Here is a 25,955-nt window from a genome sequence, read left to right as displayed (position 1 = left end):
ATTGCATTACCTGTTTTGTTAATCATAAGCTGGATTTATGCCCCTGATGAATTAGTTCTCAGTCGGATTTAATAAATTAAATGTTATCCCTGCTACATACAGCGGAATGCATACCTACAGAAGGCTATCTTACATACTCTTTGCGTGGGGGAGAAAGCTTGGTGAAACAGTTTTTGTATTGCTAAATCAACAACAGCTTTCAAAAATAGCTCAGTTATTGGAGCAAGGTCTTCTTAAACCCCATGCATCAGCCATTTTTCCGCTAAATCAAGCAGCCAAGGCACATCAACTCGTTGAATCAGGTCATACTAAAGGTAAAATTGTTCTTGAGATTGAATAGATACGACCACCGAATGTAACCAGCCTGTCACCAAACTGCAGCTTGATTCATAAAATTTATGTTTCTTTTGATAAAAGCAAGATACCTGTCTCAACATTAGGGGCACTTAACAACTTTTTTTGATGGACAAATCCTCACGCATTACCATCTGCTTTTAATTAGCCAGCCAATCATTGTGAGCTCCCGCCATCTTAAATTCATGAATGCTATATTTTTAATAATACTCTTCTTTGATAAAGGGATCTGTGTTAACTATTTCCTCTACTTGTGATAGTGAATCTGCCTTGATAATTTGGGGATCATGGAAAATTTGACATAAAGCTTTATCCAAAGCATAATACCTCTAAAAGATATATACTTTTAGAGGTTGTCCATGAACAAGCGAAACAGAACCAAATACACTGTACTCGGCATGCTAGCTTTAAGCGATCATACAGGGTACGAAATTGTCAAAATGATTGAAAGCAGCACCAACTATTTTTGGTCTGAAAGCGAAGGACAAATTTATCCTGCCTTAGCCCTGTGCGTAAAAGAAAAGCTTGCAACCTGTAAGGAAGAAACATCACAAAAAATACAGAGAATAAAAAAAATCTATTCTATTACCACAAAAGGACGAAATGAACTGAGCAATTGGCTAAAAAAAGAGCCACAGGCAACACTGGTACGAAACGAGCTCTTATTGAAATTATTTTTTGGCAAAAATATGGAAGCTAAAGATAACCTTCATCATGTGATACATTCACAAAAAGCACTAGAGGAAGAAATAAACACCTTTCTTAAAATACGTAAAAAATTAATCCACGAATATAACCAATCACCTCATCTAAAATATTGGCTAATTACCTTGGATTTTGGACTAAGAACTGCTAAAGCACAATTGACTTGGTGTAAAGAGACAATCAAGGTGTTAGAATCAGAGTAGGCATCATGTTAAAAGATATTATTCGTAGTTTTCTTCCTTGGATTTTATTTTTCATTTTACTTAATCACTCGCAAGAACAAATAGATATAGCGGTTATTATTGCAGGAGTCACATCTGTCATTTTTGACTTCAGGGGACTAAAGAAAAGATTTATCCTCAATTGGGGAACTTTCGCTTTCTTTATTTTTTTGTTTGTCGCTGTGGTTTTATTTAAGAATCAATGGGTGGCTAAGCAGGCATGGTTATTTTCAAATGGCACATTAGCTGCTATTGCTTGGATCTCTATCCTGCTGAGGCAGCCATTTACTATCCAATATGCAAAACTACAGGTAGCCAAAGACAAATGGAACCATCCTCTCTTTCTTAAAATAAATTATATTTTGACCGCTGTGTGGGGAAGTATTTTTTTATTTAATCTAATGATTCATGTGTTGCGGATATATTACCACACGGTGAATGGCTGGATTTACGAATCCATCACTTATGGTACCCCTATTTTTGGCATCTGGTTTATGGCATGGTTTCCTAATTGGTATAGAAAAAAAATATTGGTGCAAGCTCATGAAAAATACTCAAGGCTATCTTTTTTTAAAGACTATCATCAGGTCAAAAAGAAATCGAAAATTTGTTTACAATTAATGACCTATTCCGCTAAATATGGGTGGTAATTATCCGGTCAAGTATCCAATAGTTTTGCTTTAGGAGCTGTCAATGCTGAAAGTTATGCGGGTGGTTTGTTAGGTATCAACTATGGTAGAACTATCAAAACTTCGTATTCGGCAGGAAAAGTTGTCAGCTTGTCTGATGGAGGTGGCCTACTAGGTAAAAACGTTGGTTCTGTGCTTAACTTACCTAACAACTATTGGGATAAACAATCCTCTGGGCAATCTAATTCTGCGGGGGGTATTGGCAAAACCACTGCTGAGATGTTGCAGAAAAGTACTTATAATGGCTGGGATTTCGTCAATACCTGGGGTATTAACGAAGGTAAAAGCTATCCATTTCTAGTACATGTGTAAGTTGCATTCTGACGGTGCTAAATCCTAAGCAAAACAAATATCACTTCATTCAGGATATTTGCCAGAGCAGTTAAGAGTCTAGTTCAAGCCGCATTCCACAACAATCAACAACAATTAAATCAATAGGTTATAAATTTTACTGTATTGACACCTATTATTAAATACTGTCATGATTTGTCTACAACTGTCGCAAAAATGTCCCTAGATTAAAGGTGTAAAAATGAGCCAAATTTTTTTTATGAAAATGATCGTGGCACCTTTGAAGTTCGCCTTGATCAAGATACTGTTTGGCTAACACAAAAGCAACTATCAGATTTACTGGACACTTCAATAGACAACATCAGTCTTCATCTCAAAAATATTTTTCAAGATCAAGAGCTTAGCGAGAGGTCAACTACCGAGGAAACCTCGATAGTTCAAACTGAAGGCAAGCGCACTGTTTCGCGTAAAATAAAACATTACAATCTAGACGCTATCATTTCTGTAGCCTACCGCATCAATTCAAAGCGAGGGGTACAATTTCGTCAGTGGGCCACAAAACTCTTAAAAGATCATCTAATACAAGGCTACACAATTAACCAACAGCGGCTTGAAACTAATGCATATTATTTGGAAGCTGCTCTTCAACTAGTTAGTAAAACTGCACATAAAGCTCATCTAACTCTTGATGAAGGACGTGGGTTGTTAAATATCATTACCAGATATACCAGAAGTTTTCTCATACCCCCACCAATAATCACAATTTTCATTCGCGGCCTCATAGTGTATAACGACAATATATTAACATTTCGATGAAGCTTGTAGAAAAAACACGTATTGGCTCTCGCTATCGAAAGAAATACGACTCTCCGCAAACCCCTTATCAGAGAGTGCTTCAAGAGCCTTCTATTCTACAGGAACAAAAAGAAAAGCTAACCATGGTCTACCAATCTCTTGATCCATTTTCTTTGAGAAAATCAATCAAAATCAAGTTAAATCAGATATTAAAATTTTCAGGCTTAAAATGAGTTTTTAAAATTTCATTTTCTTGAATAATACTAGATTTGTAGATTCGTAATTCCGATTAGGGAAAAGGCATACAAATTATGATCTTATTGAATTTTAAAAAAAGGCAAATGGCTATAACCATAACCATAACCATTATCACCGTTTTCAGTACTGCATTTGCCGATAATGCCGCCTTCGAAAAAAAGCCTATGAATGAAGTATTACAAGATTTGCAAAATTATGCTCAGCAAGTTCAGCATGACTGGAAGGTTCCTGGTATGTCTTTCGCCGTTGTAAAAAATGGTGCGTTAGTTTATGCCCAAGGGTTTGGAGTTCGAGATGAAGAAGGTAGACCAGTTAATGCAGATACTATTTTTGATATTGCCTCAATGACGAAATCATTTACTGCTACTTTATTAGCTAAACAAATCGATGAAAGAAAATACAATTGGGGCACTAAAGTTCAAAAATTATATCCAGAATTTAAGCTATATGACGCTAAAGCAACTTCCGAATTTGAAGTACGTGATCTGATTGCACATGACAGTGGCTTGCCAGAATCAGCTCTTGATGGTTTAGGTGATTTTGGTTACAACGTTGGGCGCACTCTTTATGCCTTACGATTTATACGTCCCATCGCTTCTTTTAGAAGCCAATTTGCATATCAAAGCATTTTTTCAGAATTGGCTAAGCAAATCATAGAAAAAAATAGTGGTGAGTCATTTTCCAAATTTTTACATCAGCAGTTATTCTCGCTTTTAGGCATGAGAGGCTCTTATTTGCGTAACGAAGCAGTTCTGAAAAGCAAATCCAATGTGGCTCAACCTTATTTGTATCAGGCAGGACGCAATTACCCTTATTCTCAGAATTCTCCTTATCTTTCTCAGAGATGGGCTTTGGAAACCGGCTTGGCAGGCGGTGGCATTTATTCCAGTGTTAACGATATGGCTAAGTGGTTAATTTTTAATATGAATGACGGCAATTTCAATGGTCAGCAAATTATCCATAAGTCAAATATTCAATTTATACATACCCCTCAAACTATTATATCCCAAACAAAGACTGATGAAATCGAGCAGGCTTATGGTGAGGGTTGGTTTATCGATAAACAATCGTATAAACCTTACACGGTACTTTACCATGCTGGTGGCGGAACGGGAATGCATGGACAGATGGCTTATATTCCCGAATTAAGATTAGGTATAGTTGTTTTAACCAATCAATATACAAATAATGTTCCTGAGATATTAACCAAACATTTATTTGATTTATATATCAATCCATCTAAAAAACAAGATTGGAACAAAATTTATTTAGCTCAAAGAAATCAATCCCAGCTTAAGTCATCGGAAATATCTCCGCCATGCCAGATGATCAACGACATTGATCTAAAAAAATATATTGGCGCTTATTTCAATCCTGTATATGGTCAATTGAATATCTCACAAAAAAATAATCACCTCATTTTACATATAGGGCCGCAAAATATTGTTTGGAATCTGAACTATTGTCGCGATAATACATTTACTGCCTTCTGGCTAAACCCCAATGGCATGAATATTCCAATGATTCCAGTTACACAAAATAAGGTAATTTTTTCTGTTGATGAAAATCATGCTATCACACATATGTCGATACCCTATTTAAATAGTGATGGTTTTGGATTATTTGAAAAGCAAAAATAGTTAATTCCAATGACTGACTTTTGTTGTGCCCTTGATTTGAGAAAAGCTCGTTCGAGAAGCTTCATACTTTTGAAAATATATTTTGCCTCAGAATTGAATAATTATCAGCATAATAATGCTTATATTTTGTAAAATTCTGAAAAGTAAAAATATTTGAATTTAGAAGAGTAAAGTAAGGTTTTAATCTGAGTCATCGTAATTACTGATATTGCTTAAGGCAGGTAACTTATGTTAAATAGCTGAAAATAATCTATTATATCGGGTATTCCTCTAATGGTTGCTAAGCCGATATTTTAATTTTGCGGCAACAACTAATTACATGCAATATGTTGAGAAAATCCATTGACTAAAAGACCGCCATCTACCACGATACATTGACCAGTAATATAAGATGAAGCAGGCATACAGAGAAATGCTGCAGTGGTGGCAACTTCTTGTGGGTTGCCAACTCGACCTAAAGGAGTTCGTGCTATAATTGCATTGCGCTTTTCAGGATTTGATAAAGTGGGCGCTGTTAGTTCCGTACTAATATACCAAGGTGCAACAGCATTGACCCGAATGTTGTCTTTGGCCCATTCTACTGCTAAATGTTTGCACAGTTGTATAACTGCTGCTTTGCTAATGCCATAAGGCGCACCAGAGTCATCATCTACTAATCCAGATATAGAGGCAATATTCACAATATTTCCTGCCCGCGATTTTTTTAATAACGGATAAGCTTGTTTACACAATTCAAAAGTAGCCGTTAAATTTGTATCCAGAATAGTGGAATATTCATTGGTGTGGTAATCCTGTGCTGCTTTTCTAATATTGGTGCCTGCATTGTTTACTAAAATATCTAACTTACCCCAGAGATTATTTACCGCTTGAATAATATCAGCACAAATTTTTTCTCCCTTGCTAATATCGGCAGCCATGCCGAAAGCCACATAGCCTTGGTCGCGAATTTTTGTTAAAACACAATTGATCTGATCTGCATTTCGGGCCACTATAAAAACTTCTGCTCCTAATTGTAGAAACTCTTTCACTAATGCATAACCGATTCCTTTTGTGCCGCCGGTAATTAATGCTTTTTTGCCTTTTAAATTCCAATTTGAATTTTCCATAACTTTATCCTTTGTTATCTCTAATCTGTTTTGGAGGTTAGTAAATCATCAACAACCTCCAGTTCTAACAAAACAGAGATGGAGCTACACACAGCTTTCAGTGCGCCCATTGCGGTGGTTCTGTATTAAAAAAAAGCTCAGCATGGCTTACTCATTTTTCTCTGCTGGGCCACTGCGAATAGGCAATCCACTGATTTTCTTTGCCGACCACCTTATGTAAGCGCGACCCTACGCTTTTGTTATGTGATTTTACTTCCAAAGTAGCAGTATGCCACAGTGCTTTGAACTCATTTTCATTTCTCGGAGTCACGTTAAATTTATAAACTGCGCAAAACATGCTGAAGGCGCTGATAATCTGCTGATCTGAATCGATAATAGTTTGAGCCTCTTTCTGCAAGGACGGAAGATGGGGTGATATAGGTTCCTCTATCTGAAAATCAATACGCGCCTTCTCTTGACCGATATGAGCACCTATTTTATTAATCCCAGGAAATCGCCGAGATACCAGCTCCAAAACAAGTTCAGCTGCAAAATGGAGGCGCATCAGAGAATACCTACGTGCCCAATCAATCATCATGTTGGTCTTTTGACCTATTTTCAAATCGTGGTTTTCAGGAAGTGTGTAAACAATTTCTTTACCTTCCTTTTTTGCTTCCAGTACGGGAATAGCCACCAATACTACCGTAATCACTTTCTTGTCCTCCTGAAAAAGCATAGAAGATGGTTTCATTTACTGTGATTTTATTCCCATCCACACCCCGTACACTTGTATCAAGCTGAGTAAGATAAGGATCTATCCAGAATACCTTTTTAGTCATGAGTTATACTCCATTACAGTGAGTTGCATCACGTATATTTGCTATTTTTTGAGGGATATTTGCTTCAAAATATTTCTTCCCAAATTAACAGCATCTGAAACCCGTGCTTTATTAGCCAATACAATAACCCCAGAATTTATGCTCGGCATATATACAGCGTATAAGGACATGCCATAACTGTTCCCAGTTTTTTCAATAAATCCATTGGGGTCATATGCGCAATGTTGCAAGAACTAAATTATTTTGTCTCCAACTGTTCAGGTATTGCAGGACTAAATCAAGCGCTAGATTTTCCATGCTATTTCTCTCAAAAATCCTCAAAAAAGCCGATTTTTCTTTCTGCTATAGTGAAATGTTCACATTGTTGATCAAGATTATTGTATGCCTCAAAATTACAAACTTTGAAGTTTTCAAAATCGTCAATTTTATCCCATTGATCAATTGTAATGTATCTGGACTGATTACTATGGTCTTTTAATAACATGGTGCCATGATAATTCTTAGATTGGCTAAACAATAACGCCCATGCACCTTGTGAACTATATATTTCTTCGAATAAGGCAATTTGTGAAGATTCAACATCAAATTCCCAGATAATATAAATCATCGTAATGTCCTACTTTTAACTTTCATTGAGATTAATGGCTGTGATCCTTGACTCAGAAGGTAATGCAGTAACATTGCATCAATTAAATCGTAAGAATTGATTAAGATTCATTTGCAATCAGCGCAAATCGTGACTATGCGGGGTTTCTTGCAGCCATATACAATAAATAACAAGCATTAATCCCAATGCAATCATGAAAATCAGCGGTAAAACCCAAGCAGCCCCTATATGTAACATACCTAACAAAAAGGTCATCAATACTGGCATGCACATGACAACAAAATTCATCACAGCAGATCCATTTGCTTTATCTTCGGCATAAGTCATAGCTAAAGATAAAGCTGTGCTGGATAGAATAGCGTGACCTAAGCAAAGCAGCGCCATGGGTGCTAATAAAGTAAACAGATTAACGAAGTGAAATACAAAGCAGAATAGCATGAACACTGTAGCAATCAATTCAATAAAAAACGCAGCTTTGAGCATTGTCATCGCTTTGACAAAAGCGAGGCGAATACTAATTAAACAGCCGATCAACGTACCTAAGAATGGCAGTAATCCCAATAAGCCATAAGTAGCCGGTGAGATGCCTAGCAAATGAATTCCAATAAATGGACCCTCAGCACCAAATACGTAAATGCAGGCGCTAGAAAAACCGGAGCATGCAGAAAATCCCAGTAACTGCTTATTTTTAAATATGGCGGCATAATTTTTATAAATTTGTCGATAATGTAATGCATGTATATCGGGTTGGCTTAAGGTTTCTGGCATTTTAGTAGCGGGATAAATCAATGCTAAACCATAAATTAATAAAAAATAAAAACACCCTTGCCAACCAACATATTGTGTCAATAATCCACCGACAGCGACCGCAATGCCTGGAATAATGGCAAAAGCTATAACCATCAGACCTGTTACGCGACGCGCCTCTTTTGGAAAATAAAAATCATTAATCAAGGTGAAGCACACCACCAATCCTACACTCGAACCAAATGCTTCTAAAAGTCGCCCGATAATTAATAAAGAAAAGGATTCGACCGGTGAAGAAAGAATACTAAACAATGACCCCAGAGTAGCCAGAAAAATACCAACATAAAATGCCGGTTTTCGGCCCAAGCGATTAGCAATTGGCCCATATATTAATTGCCCTAACGCAAAGCCCAGTAAAAAACTCGTTACGGTTAGCTGTGACACACCCACGCTGACGTTAAAATATCCGGCAATGTTCGGTAGCGCAGGTGTCATTAAAATAGCACCCATCGCTCCGAAAGCGCTGAGCAGCGTCAACCCCAGAATATGGGGTTCTTTTGTATTAAGTCTATAGGTTGTAGCGTTCATTAGTTTTTCCAAATGATTTGATTGCCATGGATGATAGTCGGATATCAGCAACTTAGACATCCACTTTTATCCAATACAACATTAACGTGACTGTGATGACAATCAATCCGCCAATGCAAGTCAGAATGATACGATCTAAGGCAACAACATTATGATAGTCTCCCAATAGATGCGCAAACCCAAACACGAATAATTCTATAAAGAAAACTCTTAAGAAATAAGAAAATCCCAGAGAGAAAATGAGAAATAAAAAAATCACCAATAATATAAAATTTATCCAAAAATTGGGTGGCACAATATAGCCAAACAGAAAAACAACGATTATTGCGCCGAAAGTGTTGATAGCAATTCGCTTAATTGCTGTGTAAATAGTTCTTTGCTGCGAGCCTTGAATCACCATTAAAATCGTTAAACCAATCCAATAAAGATGGGATAGTGTTGAACATGCGCGTAAGTAATGACTAATGATCCAAGCCAATGTAAGTGATGAAATCGTAGCCAATGCCATAAAGAAGTTCGCCTGGGTTGGCTCCGGTTTAGTATTATTGGCATCCTTTCTATACTCGAATAACCAATAAAATAAGGTAAAAGCTACAACAACCACAGCACCGACAAAAGCGTATTTGATCCCCGCCTGCAATGAAAATGGCAAGGCAGAAAAAATAAGAAACATTAGACTGCCCGTTACAAAAATATTAGTTTTTGACTTGGTTTTGGGTAAATAAAAAGCAAGTCCAGCATAGATGATGGTTATCAAAGAAGCTAACCAGGGATAATAAAATCCGAGGACGCCGCCTAGAATGGTTGAAATAACTACAACACTGCTACCTAAACTGACTTGAGCTAAATTTTTTTTGCTCACTGAAAAGGTGGCAGCAGCAGACATAACCGCCATGTTAAATGGGATTAATAAAAACTCATTCGCTGCACCGAATAGCTTAAGTAAACCTATAATGCCGAGGCAAAACAGGGTAATTTTAAATCCCTCCAGCGCAAAAGCTGAATAATCAATTCGACTCATTTTAATCTTCGCCAGGAAGTAACACTAACCTCTTGAATGGCTTGATAGTTCCGAACCTGATAACGGTATAGAAAGTAGCCATATTTCTTCTCTTTTGAATGGTTCCTGTGCTAATTGCCTCTTTCTTGTTACATGATAAACCATGATACCATTTCAAAAAAACTTGACAATGTATTGATAGATAATAGACTATTCTAAATTTTGAAACAATCACCTTAGGAAGATAATGTCTTTAGATCTACTTTCTTGTATGCGAGGGTTCAAAGGGATTGCTGAGCATAAAGGCTTCAGCCAAGCAGCTCGGCATTTAGATGTTTCTACTTCTACGCTCACCGGCCAAATCAAGCATTTAGAGAACCTACTCAAAAAGAAATTGTTAAACAGAACAACCCGACATATAGAATTGACCGAGGCGGGTGAAGTTTATCTGCTGCATGTCAATAAAATACTGGCTGACATTGAAAATGCTCAAGCCGCAGTGAATTCAATTGAAACAGAGCCACATGGCAGACTCATTATTGGTATAGCGGGGGCTTTTTATTCTCAATATTTTATTAAGCATTTCAAGAAGTTTTTGCAAAAATATCCAAAAATCCAACTGCAGACAACAGAAGAAAATGCGCCAACGGATTTATTAAATGGCTTGGCGGATCTGGTTATTACTGAAATAGACATTAAAGATAACCAATTGGTTAAAGAATATTTATTTACCATTCACCGGAGTATTTACGCTACACCAGCTTATATAAAAAAATACGGTTCGCCTAAAAAAGCAGCGGACTTGCAGCATCACAATTGTTTAATCGCTAAACGTATTTCGCCCAATAATGAATGGGTGCTGGCTAATAATAAAAAAATCTATATCTCTGGAAATTATGCTTCCAGTTCAGGATACAACGTTTTATGTGCGGCATTGGCAGATATGGGGTTAATCTGGTGTACAGATATTTTGATCAAAGAGGAGCTTAAGCGGGGTGAATTGGTCGAAATCAAATTAAAAGATGAGCAGCCAGTTGCGATTAAAATGTATCTTTACCACCGCCGGGTCAATGCGGATAGCAATATCAGATTAATGGCGGATTATCTGAAAAAAATAGCAGAGATGTGGTTGTCATAACTTTTGTTGAAGAAACTGTATTAGATTGAACTTGATTTCCATGTTATGAACATGTGTAAATCCTATTGCAGAAGCGAGAACATTCATGATTAAAAAAATAGCGCCAATTATCCTGTGGATTATTGTGTTTCAACTTGTGGGGTATGGTATCGGTTTGCTAACGCGCACCGAAATATCCACATGGTATCAAACATTACAAAAATCCAGTATTAATCCACCTCAAATTATCTTTCCCATTGTCTGGACTTGTTTATATATAATGCTTGCCATAGCTGGTTGGTACTTATGGACTCATCGAAACAGACCAAGAGGAAAAATAATTTTTAGTTTATACATTATTCAAATAATCATGAATTGGGCTTGGTCACCCTTATTCTTTCAATTCCACCTCATCCAACTTGGATTTTATTGGATAGTCATGATGATTCTCATCTCTATGCTTCTCATCATCTTGACAAAGAAACAATTCACCTTAGTATATTTTTTGTTAATTCCTTATTCTTTGTGGCTTATTTTTGCTGGATATCTAAACTGGGCAATTTGGATGAAGAATTGATTTCCGCTTATCTTTCGGTCAACCAAGAGACCTTTTTATGGAATATTCTGAAGTGGCTGAAGAATATAAAAAAATCGCTAAAAATCAAACTTCTGTTGGTGAAAAGCTAATTGCTTTGATGTTTTTTAAGGGGCAAGAGTCTATTTTAGATTTAGGATGCGGCAGCGGGCATCTTGCTTTTGAATTAAGTAAAAAAACTTCGGGACGGGTAATAGGGATCGATCCTTCAGAAGGGATGATCAAACAAGCTAAAAAGTCTTATGGTGAGTTTATACAATTTTTTTGTGAAGAAGGTGAACATATGGCTTTCACCTCTGAATTTGATGTAATTTTTTGTAACTCTGTGTTTCATTGGTTTAGAGATCCAGTGCCTGTGCTAAAAAAAATTCACCAGGCATTAAAAAATCAAGGTGTATTTGCTTTGCAAACCCCCGTATCTGAATGGTGTGATTTTATTGTAGATATCATTGATCAAACCTGTAGAGCAGACAATATAAAACCATATATAGAACACTATTTAAATCCATGGTTTCATCTTAAAAATGCCTGTGCTTATCAAGCCCTGCTGGAGCATCATGGTTTTAATGTTCGTTTAGCTTTTGATGAAGACGTTACTACTCAAGCTTATGATTTTGAAAAAATACTTGGCTTATTTAATTCGGGACCAGCCTTAGCCTATCTTAATTTCGAAAATTACTCTATTCCTTGTGGTGAAAATTATAAAAATAGCTTTATTAATACTTTACATCAAATTATCCGTCAAAAGATGGACAATAGTACAGTGGTTGATATTACTTATCATAGAGCTTTCTTAATTGCTTATAAATATAATGGCATCTGTTAGCAAATCTGTTATTACTTATAAGGAGGCTCTATTACTTTTACCATTGGAATAAGTATTGTATTTTATTACAACTGCTTTCTACTTTCTTAGCCTTTGTTTGACTGAAGATGAAGGGTCAAGAGGAAGGGGGTCAAGTACCTGCTAGAACATGGGTCATATGAATGCTTGACCCCGGATGTATCTCAGTGTTCTAAGCAACCATTTGAGGTGTTAATTAATACCACATTTTCTTTTAGCTTAACTTGTTTTGTGGAAGGAAGATAGTATATTGCAGCTTATAAATTTGGGTATTACCACTATACTAATTCGGCATTAATGGTTTAAATAAAGATTGTAATACACATTGGCTTAATATAAACATAAAAACAACATCCCACTGTTCGCGCTCAGCTTCAGGCATGCTCTGAGTCATATTAAATTGTTTTAACACTTTTGATTGATCATAGATAAAGCTATATTTTAAAAGATTTCCATTAAAAACATCCAACATTAATTCAGTGAATGGGTTTAACGTCAATGTAGGATGCGGTGCCTTAAACGGATGTTTTTGTCTTTGATAAATAGTAGGAGTAATAATATCTTTTACGGCCTCTCGCAAAATAAATTTTTCAGTAAGTCCTTTAATTTTTAAAGAACTTGGTATGTTAACTAAAAATTCAAGCAATTTATGATCGAGAAATGGTACTCTTCCTTCAATTGAATGTGCCATTTCCATTCGATCTCCCAGATTTACTAAAATCAAGCCAGGGAGAATTGATTTCGCCCACAAATAAAGAGATTTGCTTAAAACATCGCGACCCATGACTTGATCTTGATCTAATTGATTAATAAAATTGATCTGCGCATCAAAATTTCTTGAAATATTTGAAAAATTCTCATTATGCAACGTTATTAATTTTTCACCCAATTTCGCACCCATCTTGAACATGCTTGGGACATATCCGAGTATCTCTTGAATAGTTGTTACATCTAATCCAGCGGTATTTTTTGAAAAAACACTTGCAAACGCAGGATTATTTTCATATAAATGTTCTACAAGTTTGTTTCGATTCTCATGATCCAATGCTCGAAATCCATATTTTAAGATATCTTCTCGAAACATTGGATAACCACCTAAAATTTCATCAGATCCCTCACCGGTCATCACCGTTTTATATCCAGATTCTCTTGTAAATTTACTTAATAAAAACTTAGCGATCGTATTATTATTTAAAATAAAAGATTCACATTGATAAATGGCTGAAAAAAAATTCTCAGAAAGCAATTGATTTGTTATCTTAAACACATGGCTTCTAGCCCCAACAAACTTAGCAGTTTCTTCAGCAATTTTAGCTTCATCATATAAATCGTGATCGAATGAAATAGTAAATGCGTCAACTTCAGATTTTGAATGTTTTATCATTAATCCTAGAATAGCTGAAGAATCCAATCCGCCACTTAAATAGCATCCTACCGGTACATCTGAACGTAATCGGATAGTCACTGCTTCTTCTAACTCCTTACGAAATTCATTAATCATTTTATTTTCATCAATATCATCATCGATGGCGCCTTCTTTTGGGTAGTTAAAATCCCAGTATTTCTTGATTTGAATATTATCTGGAGTGGCCAGAATAAAATGGCCAGGATTTATGGAGAAAATATTTTCAAATAAACTTCTATTTTCTAGAGGCAATAGATTCTCCCAAGATATAATACTGCATAAATCCCATTTGCATGGAACCCCAAGTGTAAGTAATGCTTTTATTTCTGATGAAAGATATAGGGCATCTTGATACATGGAATAAAATAGAGGTTTAATGCCGCATCGATCTCTAGCTGCAAAAATGTATTTATTTTTATCGTCCCACAGAACAAAAGAGAATTCACCCCGTAAAAATTCAAGACAGTTCACACCATATAGTTGATACAAATATATTAATATTTCACTATCTGATTCTGTTTGAAATTCAAATCCTTTTTTTTGTAAATAACGTTTTATTATTTCATATTGATAGAATTCGCCATTAACTACAATAACAATATTGTCGTCTTTACTACGTAAGGGTTGATTGCCTGTTAATAGATCAATAATGCTAAGGCGCGCGTGCCCTAAAGCTAATTTGCTATCATCAGACACCCATAAGCCATGAAAATCAGGCCCGCGATGATTTAAAGTATTAATTGCGCTTTTAAATGTTTCTTTCGAAATATCTAAATTTTTAGACAAATAAGCAACTATCCCGCACATTTATTTATCGTCCTCATGGTTTTTAATGGACAATTCTGCAGCATATTTAGCATGCAAGCTGGTTGAATCTAAAATGGGTGATGACAAATCTGTTTTTGAAATAATCAAAGATAGCTCTGTGCAACCCAGGATCAAACAATCAGCACCTTTTTTTCTCAATTCTTCCCAAATAGAAATTAGAATACTTTTTGATTCATTTTTTATTATACCCAACAAGAGTTCATTGCTTATTATATTATGCACAATGTCAATTCTATTTTTATCTGGAATAATGATTTGTTTTATACTGTGCGCATGACTATGAATATAATTTAAATAAAAACCTTCCTCTAAAATGAATTTTGTTCCGAACAAAGCTATTTTTTTATAATTATTTTTTGTAATCTCCTGACAAATTGGTTCAAGGATGTGTATTAAAGGTTTTTTAAATTGTGGGTTTATTAGATCAACTACTTTATGGCAAGTATTCGAGCAAATTATAAGGAAGTCAGCCCCAGCATTTTCAAGGTTCTTATAAGCATGAAGTAATATCTCAGCCACAGTATTCCAGTCATTTTCAATGGCAGCCGTATATACGTCATATTCATTAACGCTGTAGATGATAATATTCCCACTTTGTCTCTGGCCAAGCTTATGGCTTATTTGTGTTGTAATCAGCTCATAGTATAAAACTGTACTTTTACAACCAATTCCGCCAATAAGACCTAGCTTTTTCATTATGAAACCCTCAAATTACTCACACTTTATTTCATAAACCGGCTGCAAAAATCCTCTGATTAAATTTGTTACTTTTGAGATTGAAACTCTCGACACACAACCATAGTATTCTCCGCTATAAGAATACATAGAAAGAATCACATTCATATCATTGGTTATTAATTTTTCTTTTTTAGATATCACAATAGCTGGAAATTTTATGCCATTAATATATTCTTGAATTATGGCATTTTCTAAGTATTTATTGAGAAGGATAACCCATTCAGAATCCGATATTTGATTGCCGATATAAACTCCCCAACCCATTCCAGAAGTTCTTAATTTAAGCACCAAGTTATTTTTATTTTTTATAAATTTATTGTAGGAATTGATGATATTATTAGAATTTAAATTTACAGATTTTGGTATATGTTTAGCAATGAATAGTTTTTCTTTGTCTGAAAATAAATATGAAAACTTTTTATCATTCAGCAATAAAAAAATATTCTTGTCTTCGATTATAGTCAACGCCGGGAACCCAATAACAACAACGCAACTGTTATTTTTAATACCGTGGAATAAGGCGCTATAGCGATGGTCATTTAGAAAACTTTCTGTATTCATAAGCCAGGGAGATTTTTTTGTTAAATCTAAATTTTCACCAGTAAGAAAAAAATTGTTATAAATAATTGATACCTCCTGATTTAAAATATATAATTTTCCATTTTTGTATGTTAAGTCTTCAACAGAACCAACATATGCCTTTCTTCCCAGCTTTTCAACTCTGCGCTTCATTTCATGTAGTTCTGTTTGAAGTTTATTGGTATCATAGAGAAAGGCAATTAAACCCGGATTTGTATTTGAACATTTTTCTAGATTAAATAGATAATTTTCAAAGCTGTGTGGCTTTGAATAAGGTTGTAAAATTAGTTTATTAGAGAATATCTTGTTTTGACAAATAAATGTATTTAAAGTTTTTTCAGTTTCTGGCCAAATCAATAATAATCCTGGGGATGATGTATTAAATTCGGTAAACTTAAGTCTGTAATTCTGATCAATCATAAAGTCATATCTGGCAATCGATAACCATTTTCCTGCTATTTTTGAAAAAAATGGCTTGAAAGGTCTGTAAACGTTAAAAAATTCATCTAAATTCTTATCGCCTTCAACATATTTATCTATTATTTTTTCAAGTATAGTTGTCATTTTATTGCAAATATCAGATAGAACCCTGCTATCTTTTTGGCAAATTAAGAAAGGAGAAAAAGAGAATGGAAATGAACTATTTTGGTTATTATCTGAGTATACTGAAAATACAAAATTAGAGTTTTTAAGCCATTTCTGGTTGATATCAATAATTGATTCCTCAATTTTTTTTTCGGTTACTATGCGCCTGAGATCATAGTATAGTTCCATTGTTTGTCTAATACTTTCACTCAGCATTCGGTTCTCCTTTTATTCGATACATCTAAATTTACTGTCATTGAACCTAAAAAAGATCTGTCTTCTACGTTGAAAATAAATTTATAAAAAATAGTACTTCCTCGCGTTGCTTTAGCAATTTGTGTTACCTGATATTTTATATCTTTTGATTTATTTATCGGTTTTCTATATCGCCATTCTTCTTTAAGATTGTATACCTCTTGTTTTTTATATTCACCTAAGTTATAAAAAATATAAGCCATCATCAATTGTGATGAAATCATGATATTCATAACGGAAGAAAGATGGAATTTTCCATCCAACGGCATGAAGAAATTTTCTATGTTAACGAGACCAGTGATTTTTCCTTCTTTTGTATCTATTTCTACTGAAGTAAATACGTATTTTTCTTTTTGTAATCCATCAAATAAATATTCAGACATATATTTTTGTAGTTCTTCAATTTTTATTTCCATTTTCATATTCAATCCCTCCATCAAATTATAACCTTTTATAACTATTAAAATACCTTGGTGATGTCTTAATTATAGAAGATAATTTTAATTTTGGTATTGCTATAAAATGCAGCCAAGCTTTAGTGTACGGGCATTAGGCCTGACATCAGCACAATTAGCCAAATGCTTAGAGTCTAAAATCTAAATGGTCTAATATGGTGAATTTTTTAGCATAAAGCGGGTGGAAATACACCCAGCTGAGGGACAACAGATGAGCGAGCAGTTATGTTTTTCGCGGGTTTAAAATTTGTAAATACCCCTAATATTCAATAAGATGGCACAATGTTCTGATCTTCAGACACACTGAATGCAAATACAGTGTATATCTATACTTTATGAAGTGCGTAAATGAGTAAGCGAAAGTAAGAAATTATGTCAAAGAATTTAAGCTCAATGCAGTTAAACTCTATTTGTAACGTAAGCGTTCAGCCAACCTTTCAATTACCCACATTTCCCAATGCTAAATCAAACCCTAATCTAATATCAGTCAATCGGGATAAACCTCTCCACATAATAATATTTCCAGGTGGTCCGTCATTGGAACGATTAAGGTAACCACCCAGCTTTGCGATTATCAGTAAATAGTGCGACAAATCCTTCTTTTTTTTGGAAATTTTTTTAGAGGCGCAATAGCTTTGCGATCAGCGACAGACTGTGAAATTGGATGAAAAACCTTGCGTATTTTATTGAGTAAAAATTCTTCATCAATCTCAGCAGAACTATCATCTTCATTGCTAGCTGTTAAATAGGTATCATGCCAAAATTGATCTACTTCAGTAGGGTTAAATGTTTTTACAATATTGATAGTTTTTTCCAATTGTTGGATAAGTCCAGCTCTGATTTCTTCAATAAGTTTTTTTTCTTCAGAGCTTAGCTTATTAAGCGCTTTATTAATAAGCGGGCTAAATAAACCTCTTAACATTTTATCTAAAGACCAACTACGTGCGGTAGCAAGTGATAAGAAAGTAGCTGCGTCAAAGACGAGTGATCCATAGCCTATGTATTTAGAAAAATATTCTTCAGTAATATAAACAGTGGGGGTAGCCGAAATAGCACCGGTAGTGACAACCATAGCAAGATAACTATATTCTGCTACTTTCCCACCGTCGCAAGCTTTTTCCTGCAGTGCTTTTTTATAATCAGGCGTTGTTTCTAATAACTGTTCCCAAGTATTGGATGAAATTCTTGCTTGTAAAGCGATCAGTGCAAATGCAGCCGTCCCTCCGAAATAGAAACCGACTACGGATTTCGAGGTAGGGTCATCTATGTTTATTAGTTCCGCCACATAGAGCCCGAAACTATAACCTAATGGCCCGGTAATAAAACTAGAAATCCCTCCACAAACTAAACCCGCAGCTTTGCCGAATTTTTGTAAGCTGCTGGTTTTAATTTCATCTGGTCTAGTAAGCTGCGATTTAAGCCACTTAGCTTGAGGGTCTAGTAATTGGTCACGTATATTGAATTCTTCTTCAGACATCTTTAATTTTCCTGTAGTGATTTAACGGTTCATCAGCTCTTTTAAATTTCAAAATGAATAAAAGCAGTAAACCCAGAGCTGATAAGACTAAGCACATCCACATAATATTTGAAAACACCAAGGAAAAAGGATGTTCAATATCTTTGGGTGTACCATTGGATGTTCGATTGGTATATATTTGAGTAAAGAGCTGAATTAATATACTGGTAATTGAGATTCCAACTGCCCCCGCAATCAAAGTATTTGAAAAAAAGATGCCTGAAGCAGAACCTCTTTTTTCAAGTGGGGCCGAATTAAGTGCGATAGAAGTGGTATAACTAAACAGAATTGCGGTTGAAATGCCCAATGGGATTAACGGAATCAATAAATTCACGGATGTTGAAATATTGTGTAGATGAGCATACCAAAAAAAGACCATAATACTCGCAACAAAACTGACGATCATCAATCTTAACTCTCCCAATTTTAAGGCATATTTTCCAACAATAGGTGAGAAGACCGCAAAAGGTACCGTTAGAAAGAGTAATAAACCCCCGGTTTTAACAGCAGACATCTGCAAGACTTTCATTAAATACAGGGGGAAGATAAAAAGAAATACAAAATAAACATATTGATATAGCATTCTGATTAGATTGATAAGAAAAAAAGCTCTGCTGAATAAAAGTTTAAAATCCACAATGGGATTTTGGGTTCTTTTTTCGATGATGTAAAATAGAATAAATAAGGAAATATCAACTATAAAATACAATAAAATGTATTGGGTAGTCAGTTTGTTTTGTTGAATCAAACTAAGTATTAGCATCAGAACACATAAGCTAATTGCCAGGATAATTGCTCCCAGATAATCGAGCTGTTGTTTTTGGGTGATTTGATCTTTTTTTATGGAATAAATTGAAAACAAGAAGGCGATAACACACAAAGGAATATTTAAAAGAAATATCCAGCGCCAGGTAAGGTATTCAAGAATAACACCACTTAAGGAAGGTCCGAGAATTTGCGCTAATCCCAGCACAGTAATATTAATGCTCACAGCTAAGCTCATCTGGTTTTCTGGAAACACTTTGGTTATGACCACCATACAAAGTGGCAGACTAATAGCGAATGCTAGACCTTGTAGCACACGAGCAATAATTAAAAATGTGAAGTTATGCGCGGTTGCCGCTAAGGTAAGAGATATGATCCAGAGTATAAGACTTAAGAGAAACATGCGTTTGATGCCAAATACATCCCCCATTCTGCCACCTAAAATCATAAACATACCGGAGGTAATGATATAACTACTGATTACCCAGGAAATCATATACATTCCGACATTAAGATCATGGGCTATAGCGGGTATCGCTAAATTCACGGCAGTTAAATTAGCATTGGCGACAAAAATGACTAAGCTGGTTGCAATGGCCACATACCATTTATCAGGGTAAGAAGATTTTTGCATGAGAGGTCTTTATCTAATTTGTTTTATTTTCTATATAACAAATATCATTGCCATATCCCCATACATTTGCACGTCATAATGTACAATCTCATAATATAGTGTGATAATTTTGCCAAAGCCTAATGCATAATTTTATACTCCCTGTCACTTGCACTAGGATATTGAAATCTAAAAGCAATTGACTTTAATGTCATTCCTGAGTATTACATATTAAGAAAAGTTTTTGCGCGCAGCTTTTAATATAAAAACGGATAGTATTAGGGCTTATTCCTAAATCTACTGCTATATTGGATAGTGATTTATTTTGCATAATTTTTAAAACATATTCGATTTCAAGCTCAGTAAAATTAAATTCATTTTTTTGTTCTTGCTCAACTATGCTGGATTTTTTATTTATAACGTCTTTTTTCATCAATGATCTCCTTTTTAAAATTAATTTTTGACATTAAGTACGCATTGAATTAATAAGCTTTCTTCGTCAATAAGATAACAACTCACATGATGACTCTATTCACAGGATTATCCTAATTATTGTTTCATTGAACTTAATCAAATATCTCTACAAAAAAAATGGAGGTTGATCCTAACTTACTTCTCAAGCTTGAGTAGCATCCGCCTGAGATCATGCTTCAGCATTGAAATACATCAGGACCACTCTCTTAATGGGTATTTAACCCATATAATTTTGGGATGTCAAGCTATTAATGCGTTTTAAACCCACCATTCTTTTCCGATGGATAAAAAATTGTTTTAGCAAACATATAGTGCTCCTAAAGGCTTTTTGATCTTATAATGTTATGATAGGATAATGAGTTATTTACTTATTAGTATTGAGAAAAATTTTTGATTTTGGCACAAAATTTGGCTTAACGCAGATACACCTATGAAAAATTCTTTGATAAGCAAGGTTTTGAAAATCTTGATGTTTAAAAAAAATATCAATACCACCCAATTAGCTCGTGATTTAGATCTACCACAACAAACGTTACAACGTATAGTTTCAGGCACTTCTCCAAACCCTCATATCAAAAATTTAAAACCGATAGCCGATTTTTTTAATATCTCGCTAGAACAGTTAAGAGGCGAGCAACCACTGCCTGAATTTATTTCAGATATAAATTTACCTAACCCCACAAAGTCTAAAGCCAGACAATTACCTAAAGTTTTTTGGGAAGATATTGAAATTTATTTAAACAATCCGGAAAAATATAAATATGAAAGCACCATCTTTGTTGACGATTCTGCAGGCAATAAGACATTTGCTCTGACTCTAGGTGACTCATCAATGGAACCCTATTTCCCGATAAATTGTTTATTAATCCTAAATCAAGAAAAAAATCCAAAGGATCGGAGTTTTGTTTTAATGAAAATTGGAGATAGCAAAACCTATCTTTTTCGCCAGCTTTTAATTGATGGTGAATATAAATATCTAAAAGCTTTAAATCCAGATCTTAGCGCATTCCCAATGCGTTTCTTAGGGGAAAATGATGAAATCATTGCCACCATGACTGAATTCAGGCATCTATACGATTAATAAAAGGAGATAAATACCGTGACCTACGAGCTTCCTTCAAGTCAGTTACATGAACATTTCAGCACAATAAAAGAAACGAAGACAGGACAGGTATTGAGTACAGGACAGGATCCGCAAAAGATAGTCAGCAACTTGCCGCCGCAACAACCAGAATTTCATTTTTATTCTGGCATTTTGCTTGTATATCGAATTGATATAATTGGTAATTTATGGCATCCATTACCCTGGTTATCATTCCGAATCTATTCAAGATAATACCGCCTTACGATAGTATATTGCATTGCTGTAATAATAATTCTAGTTGTTCCATTTTTTAAAAAGGAAAATTATATGAGCATGTCGATGATAAAAGAAGAACTCAAATTGCCTCGGTATTTAAATTTATTGAGTATGATATATGCTGTCATTTTTATCTCATCAGTCGTTATGGCGCATAAGATTATTTTGTTAAGTGATAATATCGTCATCTCAGTCTCTGCTTTCATTATCCCTATAACCTATGTTTTTTTAGATGCCATCGCGGAAGTGTATGGCTATGATGCAGCTAGAAAAATCATCTGGAGCACATTATTTTGTGAATTGATTTTTGCAGTGATTTGCAGTAGCTTATTATTGCTTCCTTCTCCACCACAAATTGATAATCAGGCAGCTTACCAAATCGTAGTGGGTTCATTATTGCGAACTTTTGTCGGTAGCTTTTTAGGTGTGGTATCTGGGTCATTTCTCAATATTTTCCTTATTTCAAAATTGAAAATCAAGTATAAAGGAGGGTTTTTTATATTGCGTTGCATCTTGTCTTCTATGCTGGGAGAATTAATTTTTACGATCGTAAGCATTTGTATCATTTTTATTGGCACTATGCCTTTGGTAGAGGTATTGCAATTAATTTACACTTCTTATTTAGTCAAATTAATATTTTCAGTCATAAGTGTTTTTCCTGTATCATTTTTGGTTATGTATTTAAAGCGAAACGAAGCCACAGATATTTATAAGTCGGGCGTGAGCTTTAATCCATTTAAGTTAGAAAGTAAATAGCTGGCAAAATCCAGCCATTCTTTATTGTTGGAATACTTACATTTTTTCAACAACGAATGCAAGAATTATCCGGGACAAATTTAAAGGAAGAATCATGCACCTGAAACCTTATGCAACCTGGGCCTTTCACCAACAAAATGGATTACAATATAAAATCCCAGGCTGCTCCAATGACTAACTGTCTCTTTATTCATGGCGCCTTCCAAGGCGGATGGGTCTGGGACAAAATTAAGCCAATGCTATTTTTGGGTGACTACACTGCTTATTTTCCCTCATTAAAAGGCTCGGCTGAAAGAATCAACGAGCTTACTGAACAAACTGGTCTACAAGAACATATTAATGACATATGTCATATGATAGATGAGCTAGGTTTAACTAATTTGACCTTGATCGGCCATAGCTATGGTGGGATGGTAATAACCGGAATCGCACAGCAGCGGCCAGGTAAAGTCCGTGGTTTAATTTATCTAGATGCTGTTTTTCCTGAGACACAACAAAGCTTACTCGATATATTAGGGCCAAAAGCAGCAAATATATTTTATTCGGCCGCAGCCAAAGGGGACGGCTGGCAAGTGCAGCCATTTCCTGCCGCAACTTTTGGGTTAACTAAAACTGAAGACATTAATTGGGCAGTCCCCAGACACACACCACAAGCACTGAAAACTTTTACAGATAAAATAACGACATTTTCAGAATATCGTGCTGATGTAGAAAAAACTTTTATTCATTGCTTGCAAGGCAATGCGATAATGAACAAAATAGCTCACCAAGCAAAAAATAAAGGTTGTCACTGTATTGAGATATCAACGCCACACTGTCCTATGATTACCCATCCAAGTTTATTAGCCACTATTTTAAATGCGAAAATAAAGGCTAATGATTCGCTGATAACTCAAACAGCTTATCAACACGGCAGGATCATTTATTAACATTTTGAACATTCAAGGCTCTGCTTTAACGCTGTCTTGGCTTTTTCTTCATTTGCTATATTTTCAGTTGCCGCGATGTAGCCAATAGTTTGTGCATCTTTCGCTTTTAAATTATCAATAATATCAGTTTCTCGCATAATCTCATCAGCTGTTTTGATGATAATTTTGTCATTGCCTCTTTTGCGTAAAGCGAAGAGAACGCTATCATGTTTTTCCGACAAGCGCTGAGCTAAGATTTTGTATTTAGGGTTATTAATCATAAGATAGCCTAAATAAGTAAGGGCACGAATATCCTGAGGAGAAAATTTATCTACCAAATAATCATTAGCAAGAATTTCTTCCGGCTTGGCTTGAAATACTGAATTCTTATGAATGACTTGTACGGTAACTATATATTCATCCATTTCAGTATGATTGATTTCAACTAATCGATATGCCGGAGTATAAGTATTTTTTTGGCGCAAATCAGCAAGAAATTTAAAAAATTTACTGATCTTTTTTGTGACTACCATAAAAATATCCAAATAATTTTGGTTAGAATATAATTGTAATCCTTAATGTGCCAACTCAGATCAAATCAAGCTTGTTCCTCGATAGCAAAAAGTTTCATCAATGAATCTGCATACTTAATGGAAGCCTGCATTGAAAGCTTAGGATACATGTTTAGATATGCAGACTCATAGCGAATATTCTGCTTTAGTATAAATGGTCACGAATTTTTGTCAACCCATGGCTTGGTCTTCCCCAACTTCGTTATTATAAAAAATTTAGTCACAAAGAGGTGGGTGAGCGAAAAGAAAACTGAAAAATCTGATTTTCAGAATAAGAATTTAGATAAAAAATAGGAATCACTTTTCTTTTCAAACAGAAATAGATACCATGATAAAAGAGCAGGCAAATTTTAAAGATATTTATAAAATAAAGTGTACATAGGAAAATGAAATGTAGTTTTCTATAAAAAATACAGTCCACTTCTAGTTTGTAAAATCTCTTTGTGGATACTACACCCTATATACCAATAGAGCATCATTAGGCATTTATTGTAGAAGTGACAACTTGACGAGTTTCATTAAATTAGCTGACACACATCAGTTCAAGCAAACTACTCTTGTCAGATATGATTCGTTCTATTTCTATATCTTCTGGTCAAGGTACGGTGGGGAAAAAGTTCTGGGGACTGCCAGATAAAATAGAAAGGCTTAAATAGTAGTGACCGAAGGAACCATGCTAAGTGAAGATAACTTCATTATTAATAAAGAAAAAGATTACAATGGGTTATGCCCTTGCCCCAGCGAGAAAAAATATAAATTTTGCTGCTGGAAATTATGCCCGATCCCCATAAAAAACTTAAAATTACTAAAGGCTCCAATTAGGTCAAATTTATACTTCTATATTCGTGGTATTTCTATACTTGTATAGAAACTTTTCCATGGTTATGTCTCTTGCTTGATTACACGAAAATTACACAGACCCCTCAATGACAATTAGCTAACAAAATGTAACGCATTGATATACTGGTGGGCCGTGTAGGGATCGAACCTACGACCTAAAGAGGCGGGAACTCTTCATTAACCAATTGATTATTAACCAAAATCTAGGTGGATAGCTCACAACAATTTGCGGCACTATGCATAACGGATGCATAACCCGCGCAAAAGTCGCGCAATATGTTTTAAGGACATTATAAGTGATTAATCAGATTATGGCCCTATATCGTGCAACTAACTAAGAAACTCCAATCACATTTTTTGCCCCCCCTCCCCCTGCACACCCTACCCTCATATTTATAATTAAAATGAAGGAGCTCGCCATGTGTAAAATTTGTTCGACAAATATCGCTAAAATAAGATTTGCTTTCTAGCTTAGCTAGACTTGATTAAAACAACATCTCAAGAGGTTCCATCATCATAACCTTCCCTTAAAAACGGGGATTACTTCGTTGAGCTTTGTTTGACAGTATTTTGTATTTTTCCACAACAATATAACACAAATTCTAAAACGGAATTAAATGTAGTTGATAATCTAACCCCTTAATTGGAAAGACCATTTAATATCGGGTTATATGATTTAGCTGAAAACACCTAACTTAATTAGTCTGAAAAGGTATCGCCCTGCTAATTTCTTCCCGACATATTGGTATTTCAAGCGGCGCTTGGATTGCCAATTTTATTAATGAACCCTTTATTTCTGCTATAGCAATTTCAATATTGCCATTAATAACAATTACTTCTTTTAGCTTTTCTATTACGAGCACGGACATTATAACCTCCTTATTTTTCTTTTTTTTAGAGATTAGATCGTTTAGTGTACTATTTACAGAGA

28 protein-coding genes, 1 tRNA gene and 1 pseudogene are annotated in these 25,955 nt (G+C 34.9%); 13 read left to right on the top strand and 17 right to left on the bottom strand.

Features of this window, described 5'->3' with window-relative positions; all coding sequences use genetic code 11:
* Window positions 1-106 precede the first annotated feature (106 nt).
* The 6 genes and pseudogenes from VHE99_01525 (at window position 107) to VHE99_01500 (ending at window position 4,953) form a co-directional block, all read left to right on the top strand.
* Window positions 107-340: a zinc-binding dehydrogenase gene (locus tag VHE99_01525; protein HVV67705.1), complete on the top strand. Its 234-nt coding sequence runs from the start codon at window positions 107-109 to the stop codon at window positions 338-340.
* 373 nt (window positions 341-713) lie between these two features.
* Window positions 714-1,262, top strand: coding sequence for a PadR family transcriptional regulator (locus VHE99_01520; protein HVV67704.1), 549 nt, complete (start codon window positions 714-716; stop codon window positions 1,260-1,262).
* A 5-nt stretch (window positions 1,263-1,267) separates the two neighbouring features.
* Window positions 1,268-1,930 (top strand): hypothetical protein, encoded by a 663-nt coding sequence (locus VHE99_01515; GenBank protein ID HVV67703.1) that lies wholly within the window; start codon window positions 1,268-1,270, stop codon window positions 1,928-1,930.
* A gap of 129 nt (window positions 1,931-2,059) precedes the next feature.
* On the top strand, window positions 2,060-2,281 hold the full coding sequence (locus VHE99_01510) for a hypothetical protein (protein HVV67702.1): 222 nt from the start codon (window positions 2,060-2,062) through the stop codon (window positions 2,279-2,281).
* A gap of 261 nt (window positions 2,282-2,542) precedes the next feature.
* Window positions 2,543-3,004: pseudogene (gene rhuM, locus VHE99_01505) on the top strand (RhuM family protein).
* Between the two features lie 392 nt (window positions 3,005-3,396).
* Entirely contained in the window at window positions 3,397-4,953 is a 1,557-nt protein-coding gene (locus VHE99_01500; GenBank protein HVV67701.1) for a serine hydrolase, read from the top strand.
* 311 nt (window positions 4,954-5,264) lie between these two features.
* Here the strand turns inward: VHE99_01500 and VHE99_01495 are convergent, their stop codons facing one another.
* From VHE99_01495 to VHE99_01470, 6 genes are all read right to left on the bottom strand, one after another.
* Complete coding sequence (locus VHE99_01495; protein HVV67700.1) at window positions 5,265-6,059, bottom strand: SDR family oxidoreductase; 795 nt, start codon at window positions 6,057-6,059, stop codon at window positions 5,265-5,267.
* A 151-nt stretch (window positions 6,060-6,210) separates the two neighbouring features.
* Window positions 6,211-6,750, bottom strand: a complete 540-nt coding sequence (locus VHE99_01490) for a hypothetical protein (GenBank protein HVV67699.1) — start codon at window positions 6,748-6,750, stop codon at window positions 6,211-6,213.
* Complete coding sequence (locus VHE99_01485; protein HVV67698.1) at window positions 6,695-6,877, bottom strand: hypothetical protein; 183 nt, start codon at window positions 6,875-6,877, stop codon at window positions 6,695-6,697. The genes VHE99_01490 and VHE99_01485 overlap by 56 nt, the downstream gene beginning before the upstream one ends.
* A 307-nt stretch (window positions 6,878-7,184) precedes the next feature.
* Window positions 7,185-7,484 carry a hypothetical protein gene (locus tag VHE99_01480; protein HVV67697.1) on the bottom strand — a complete coding sequence of 100 codons (300 nt, stop codon included), beginning with the start codon at window positions 7,482-7,484 and terminating at the stop codon, window positions 7,185-7,187.
* Window positions 7,485-7,601: 117 nt separating this feature from the next.
* The gene (locus VHE99_01475) at window positions 7,602-8,819 is read right to left on the bottom strand and encodes a multidrug effflux MFS transporter (protein HVV67696.1); all 1,218 of its coding nucleotides are present in this window, start codon (window positions 8,817-8,819) and stop codon (window positions 7,602-7,604) included.
* 52 nt (window positions 8,820-8,871) lie between these two features.
* A complete protein-coding gene (locus VHE99_01470) occupies window positions 8,872-9,840 on the bottom strand; it encodes an FUSC family protein (GenBank protein HVV67695.1) in 969 nt (322 codons plus the stop codon).
* A gap of 226 nt (window positions 9,841-10,066) precedes the next feature.
* Here VHE99_01470 and VHE99_01465 point away from each other — a divergent pair, with 226 nt between their 5' ends.
* The 3 genes from VHE99_01465 (at window position 10,067) to VHE99_01455 (ending at window position 12,357) form a co-directional block, all read left to right on the top strand.
* Window positions 10,067-10,957 carry a LysR family transcriptional regulator gene (locus VHE99_01465; protein ID HVV67694.1) on the top strand — a complete coding sequence of 297 codons (891 nt, stop codon included), beginning with the start codon at window positions 10,067-10,069 and terminating at the stop codon, window positions 10,955-10,957.
* 85 nt (window positions 10,958-11,042) lie between these two features.
* Window positions 11,043-11,513 carry a TspO/MBR family protein gene (locus VHE99_01460; protein HVV67693.1) on the top strand — a complete coding sequence of 157 codons (471 nt, stop codon included), beginning with the start codon at window positions 11,043-11,045 and terminating at the stop codon, window positions 11,511-11,513.
* 37 nt (window positions 11,514-11,550) lie between these two features.
* Window positions 11,551-12,357 (top strand): methyltransferase domain-containing protein, encoded by an 807-nt coding sequence (locus VHE99_01455; protein ID HVV67692.1) that lies wholly within the window; start codon window positions 11,551-11,553, stop codon window positions 12,355-12,357.
* Window positions 12,358-12,658: 301 nt separating this feature from the next.
* On the opposite strand, the gene asnB is transcribed toward VHE99_01455, so the two are convergent.
* From asnB to VHE99_01415, 8 genes are all read right to left on the bottom strand, one after another.
* Complete coding sequence (gene asnB, locus VHE99_01450) at window positions 12,659-14,587, bottom strand: asparagine synthase (glutamine-hydrolyzing) (protein HVV67691.1); 1,929 nt, start codon at window positions 14,585-14,587, stop codon at window positions 12,659-12,661.
* Window positions 14,588-15,304 carry an amino acid racemase gene (locus VHE99_01445; GenBank protein ID HVV67690.1) on the bottom strand — a complete coding sequence of 239 codons (717 nt, stop codon included), beginning with the start codon at window positions 15,302-15,304 and terminating at the stop codon, window positions 14,588-14,590.
* Between the two features lie 15 nt (window positions 15,305-15,319).
* On the bottom strand, window positions 15,320-16,726 hold the full coding sequence (locus VHE99_01440; protein HVV67689.1) for a hypothetical protein: 1,407 nt from the start codon (window positions 16,724-16,726) through the stop codon (window positions 15,320-15,322).
* The gene (locus tag VHE99_01435) at window positions 16,720-17,187 is read right to left on the bottom strand and encodes a hypothetical protein (protein HVV67688.1); all 468 of its coding nucleotides are present in this window, start codon (window positions 17,185-17,187) and stop codon (window positions 16,720-16,722) included. Before VHE99_01435 ends, VHE99_01440 begins: the two co-directional genes overlap by 7 nt.
* A gap of 470 nt (window positions 17,188-17,657) precedes the next feature.
* The gene (locus tag VHE99_01430; protein HVV67687.1) at window positions 17,658-17,813 is read right to left on the bottom strand and encodes a hypothetical protein; all 156 of its coding nucleotides are present in this window, start codon (window positions 17,811-17,813) and stop codon (window positions 17,658-17,660) included.
* On the bottom strand, window positions 17,795-18,697 hold the full coding sequence (locus VHE99_01425) for a hypothetical protein (protein ID HVV67686.1): 903 nt from the start codon (window positions 18,695-18,697) through the stop codon (window positions 17,795-17,797). The genes VHE99_01430 and VHE99_01425 overlap by 19 nt, the downstream gene beginning before the upstream one ends.
* A complete protein-coding gene (locus VHE99_01420) occupies window positions 18,690-20,135 on the bottom strand; it encodes an MFS transporter (protein ID HVV67685.1) in 1,446 nt (481 codons plus the stop codon). The genes VHE99_01425 and VHE99_01420 overlap by 8 nt, the downstream gene beginning before the upstream one ends.
* A 190-nt stretch (window positions 20,136-20,325) precedes the next feature.
* Window positions 20,326-20,547 carry a LuxR C-terminal-related transcriptional regulator gene (locus VHE99_01415; GenBank protein ID HVV67684.1) on the bottom strand — a complete coding sequence of 74 codons (222 nt, stop codon included), beginning with the start codon at window positions 20,545-20,547 and terminating at the stop codon, window positions 20,326-20,328.
* A gap of 471 nt (window positions 20,548-21,018) precedes the next feature.
* On the opposite strand from VHE99_01415, the gene VHE99_01410 reads away from it, so the two are divergent.
* From VHE99_01410 to VHE99_01395, 4 genes are all read left to right on the top strand, one after another.
* The gene (locus tag VHE99_01410; protein ID HVV67683.1) at window positions 21,019-21,669 is read left to right on the top strand and encodes a S24 family peptidase; all 651 of its coding nucleotides are present in this window, start codon (window positions 21,019-21,021) and stop codon (window positions 21,667-21,669) included.
* An 18-nt stretch (window positions 21,670-21,687) separates the two neighbouring features.
* Window positions 21,688-21,924, top strand: coding sequence for a hypothetical protein (locus VHE99_01405; GenBank protein HVV67682.1), 237 nt, complete (start codon window positions 21,688-21,690; stop codon window positions 21,922-21,924).
* An 81-nt stretch (window positions 21,925-22,005) separates the two neighbouring features.
* Window positions 22,006-22,704 carry a queuosine precursor transporter gene (locus VHE99_01400; GenBank protein HVV67681.1) on the top strand — a complete coding sequence of 233 codons (699 nt, stop codon included), beginning with the start codon at window positions 22,006-22,008 and terminating at the stop codon, window positions 22,702-22,704.
* A 110-nt stretch (window positions 22,705-22,814) separates the two neighbouring features.
* Window positions 22,815-23,633, top strand: a complete 819-nt coding sequence (locus VHE99_01395; protein ID HVV67680.1) for an alpha/beta hydrolase — start codon at window positions 22,815-22,817, stop codon at window positions 23,631-23,633.
* Here the strand turns inward: VHE99_01395 and VHE99_01390 are convergent.
* The 3 genes from VHE99_01390 to VHE99_01380 all read right to left on the bottom strand — a co-directional run.
* The gene (locus VHE99_01390) at window positions 23,630-24,145 is read right to left on the bottom strand and encodes a hypothetical protein (protein HVV67679.1); all 516 of its coding nucleotides are present in this window, start codon (window positions 24,143-24,145) and stop codon (window positions 23,630-23,632) included. The two genes, VHE99_01395 and VHE99_01390, sit on opposite strands and share 4 nt — an antisense overlap.
* Window positions 24,146-25,148: 1,003 nt before the next feature.
* Window positions 25,149-25,222: transfer RNA gene (locus VHE99_01385), tRNA-Gly, on the bottom strand.
* 497 nt (window positions 25,223-25,719) lie between these two features.
* A partial coding sequence (locus VHE99_01380; GenBank protein HVV67678.1) for a carbon storage regulator occupies window positions 25,720-25,955 on the bottom strand: 236 nt, incomplete at its 5' end.

It is taken from the genome of Gammaproteobacteria bacterium, from assembly GCA_035546635.1.
In the GTDB taxonomy this organism is placed as follows: domain Bacteria; phylum Pseudomonadota; class Gammaproteobacteria; order JAURND01; family JAURND01; genus DASZWJ01.
This window is presented reverse-complemented; position numbering and strand designations above follow the sequence as displayed.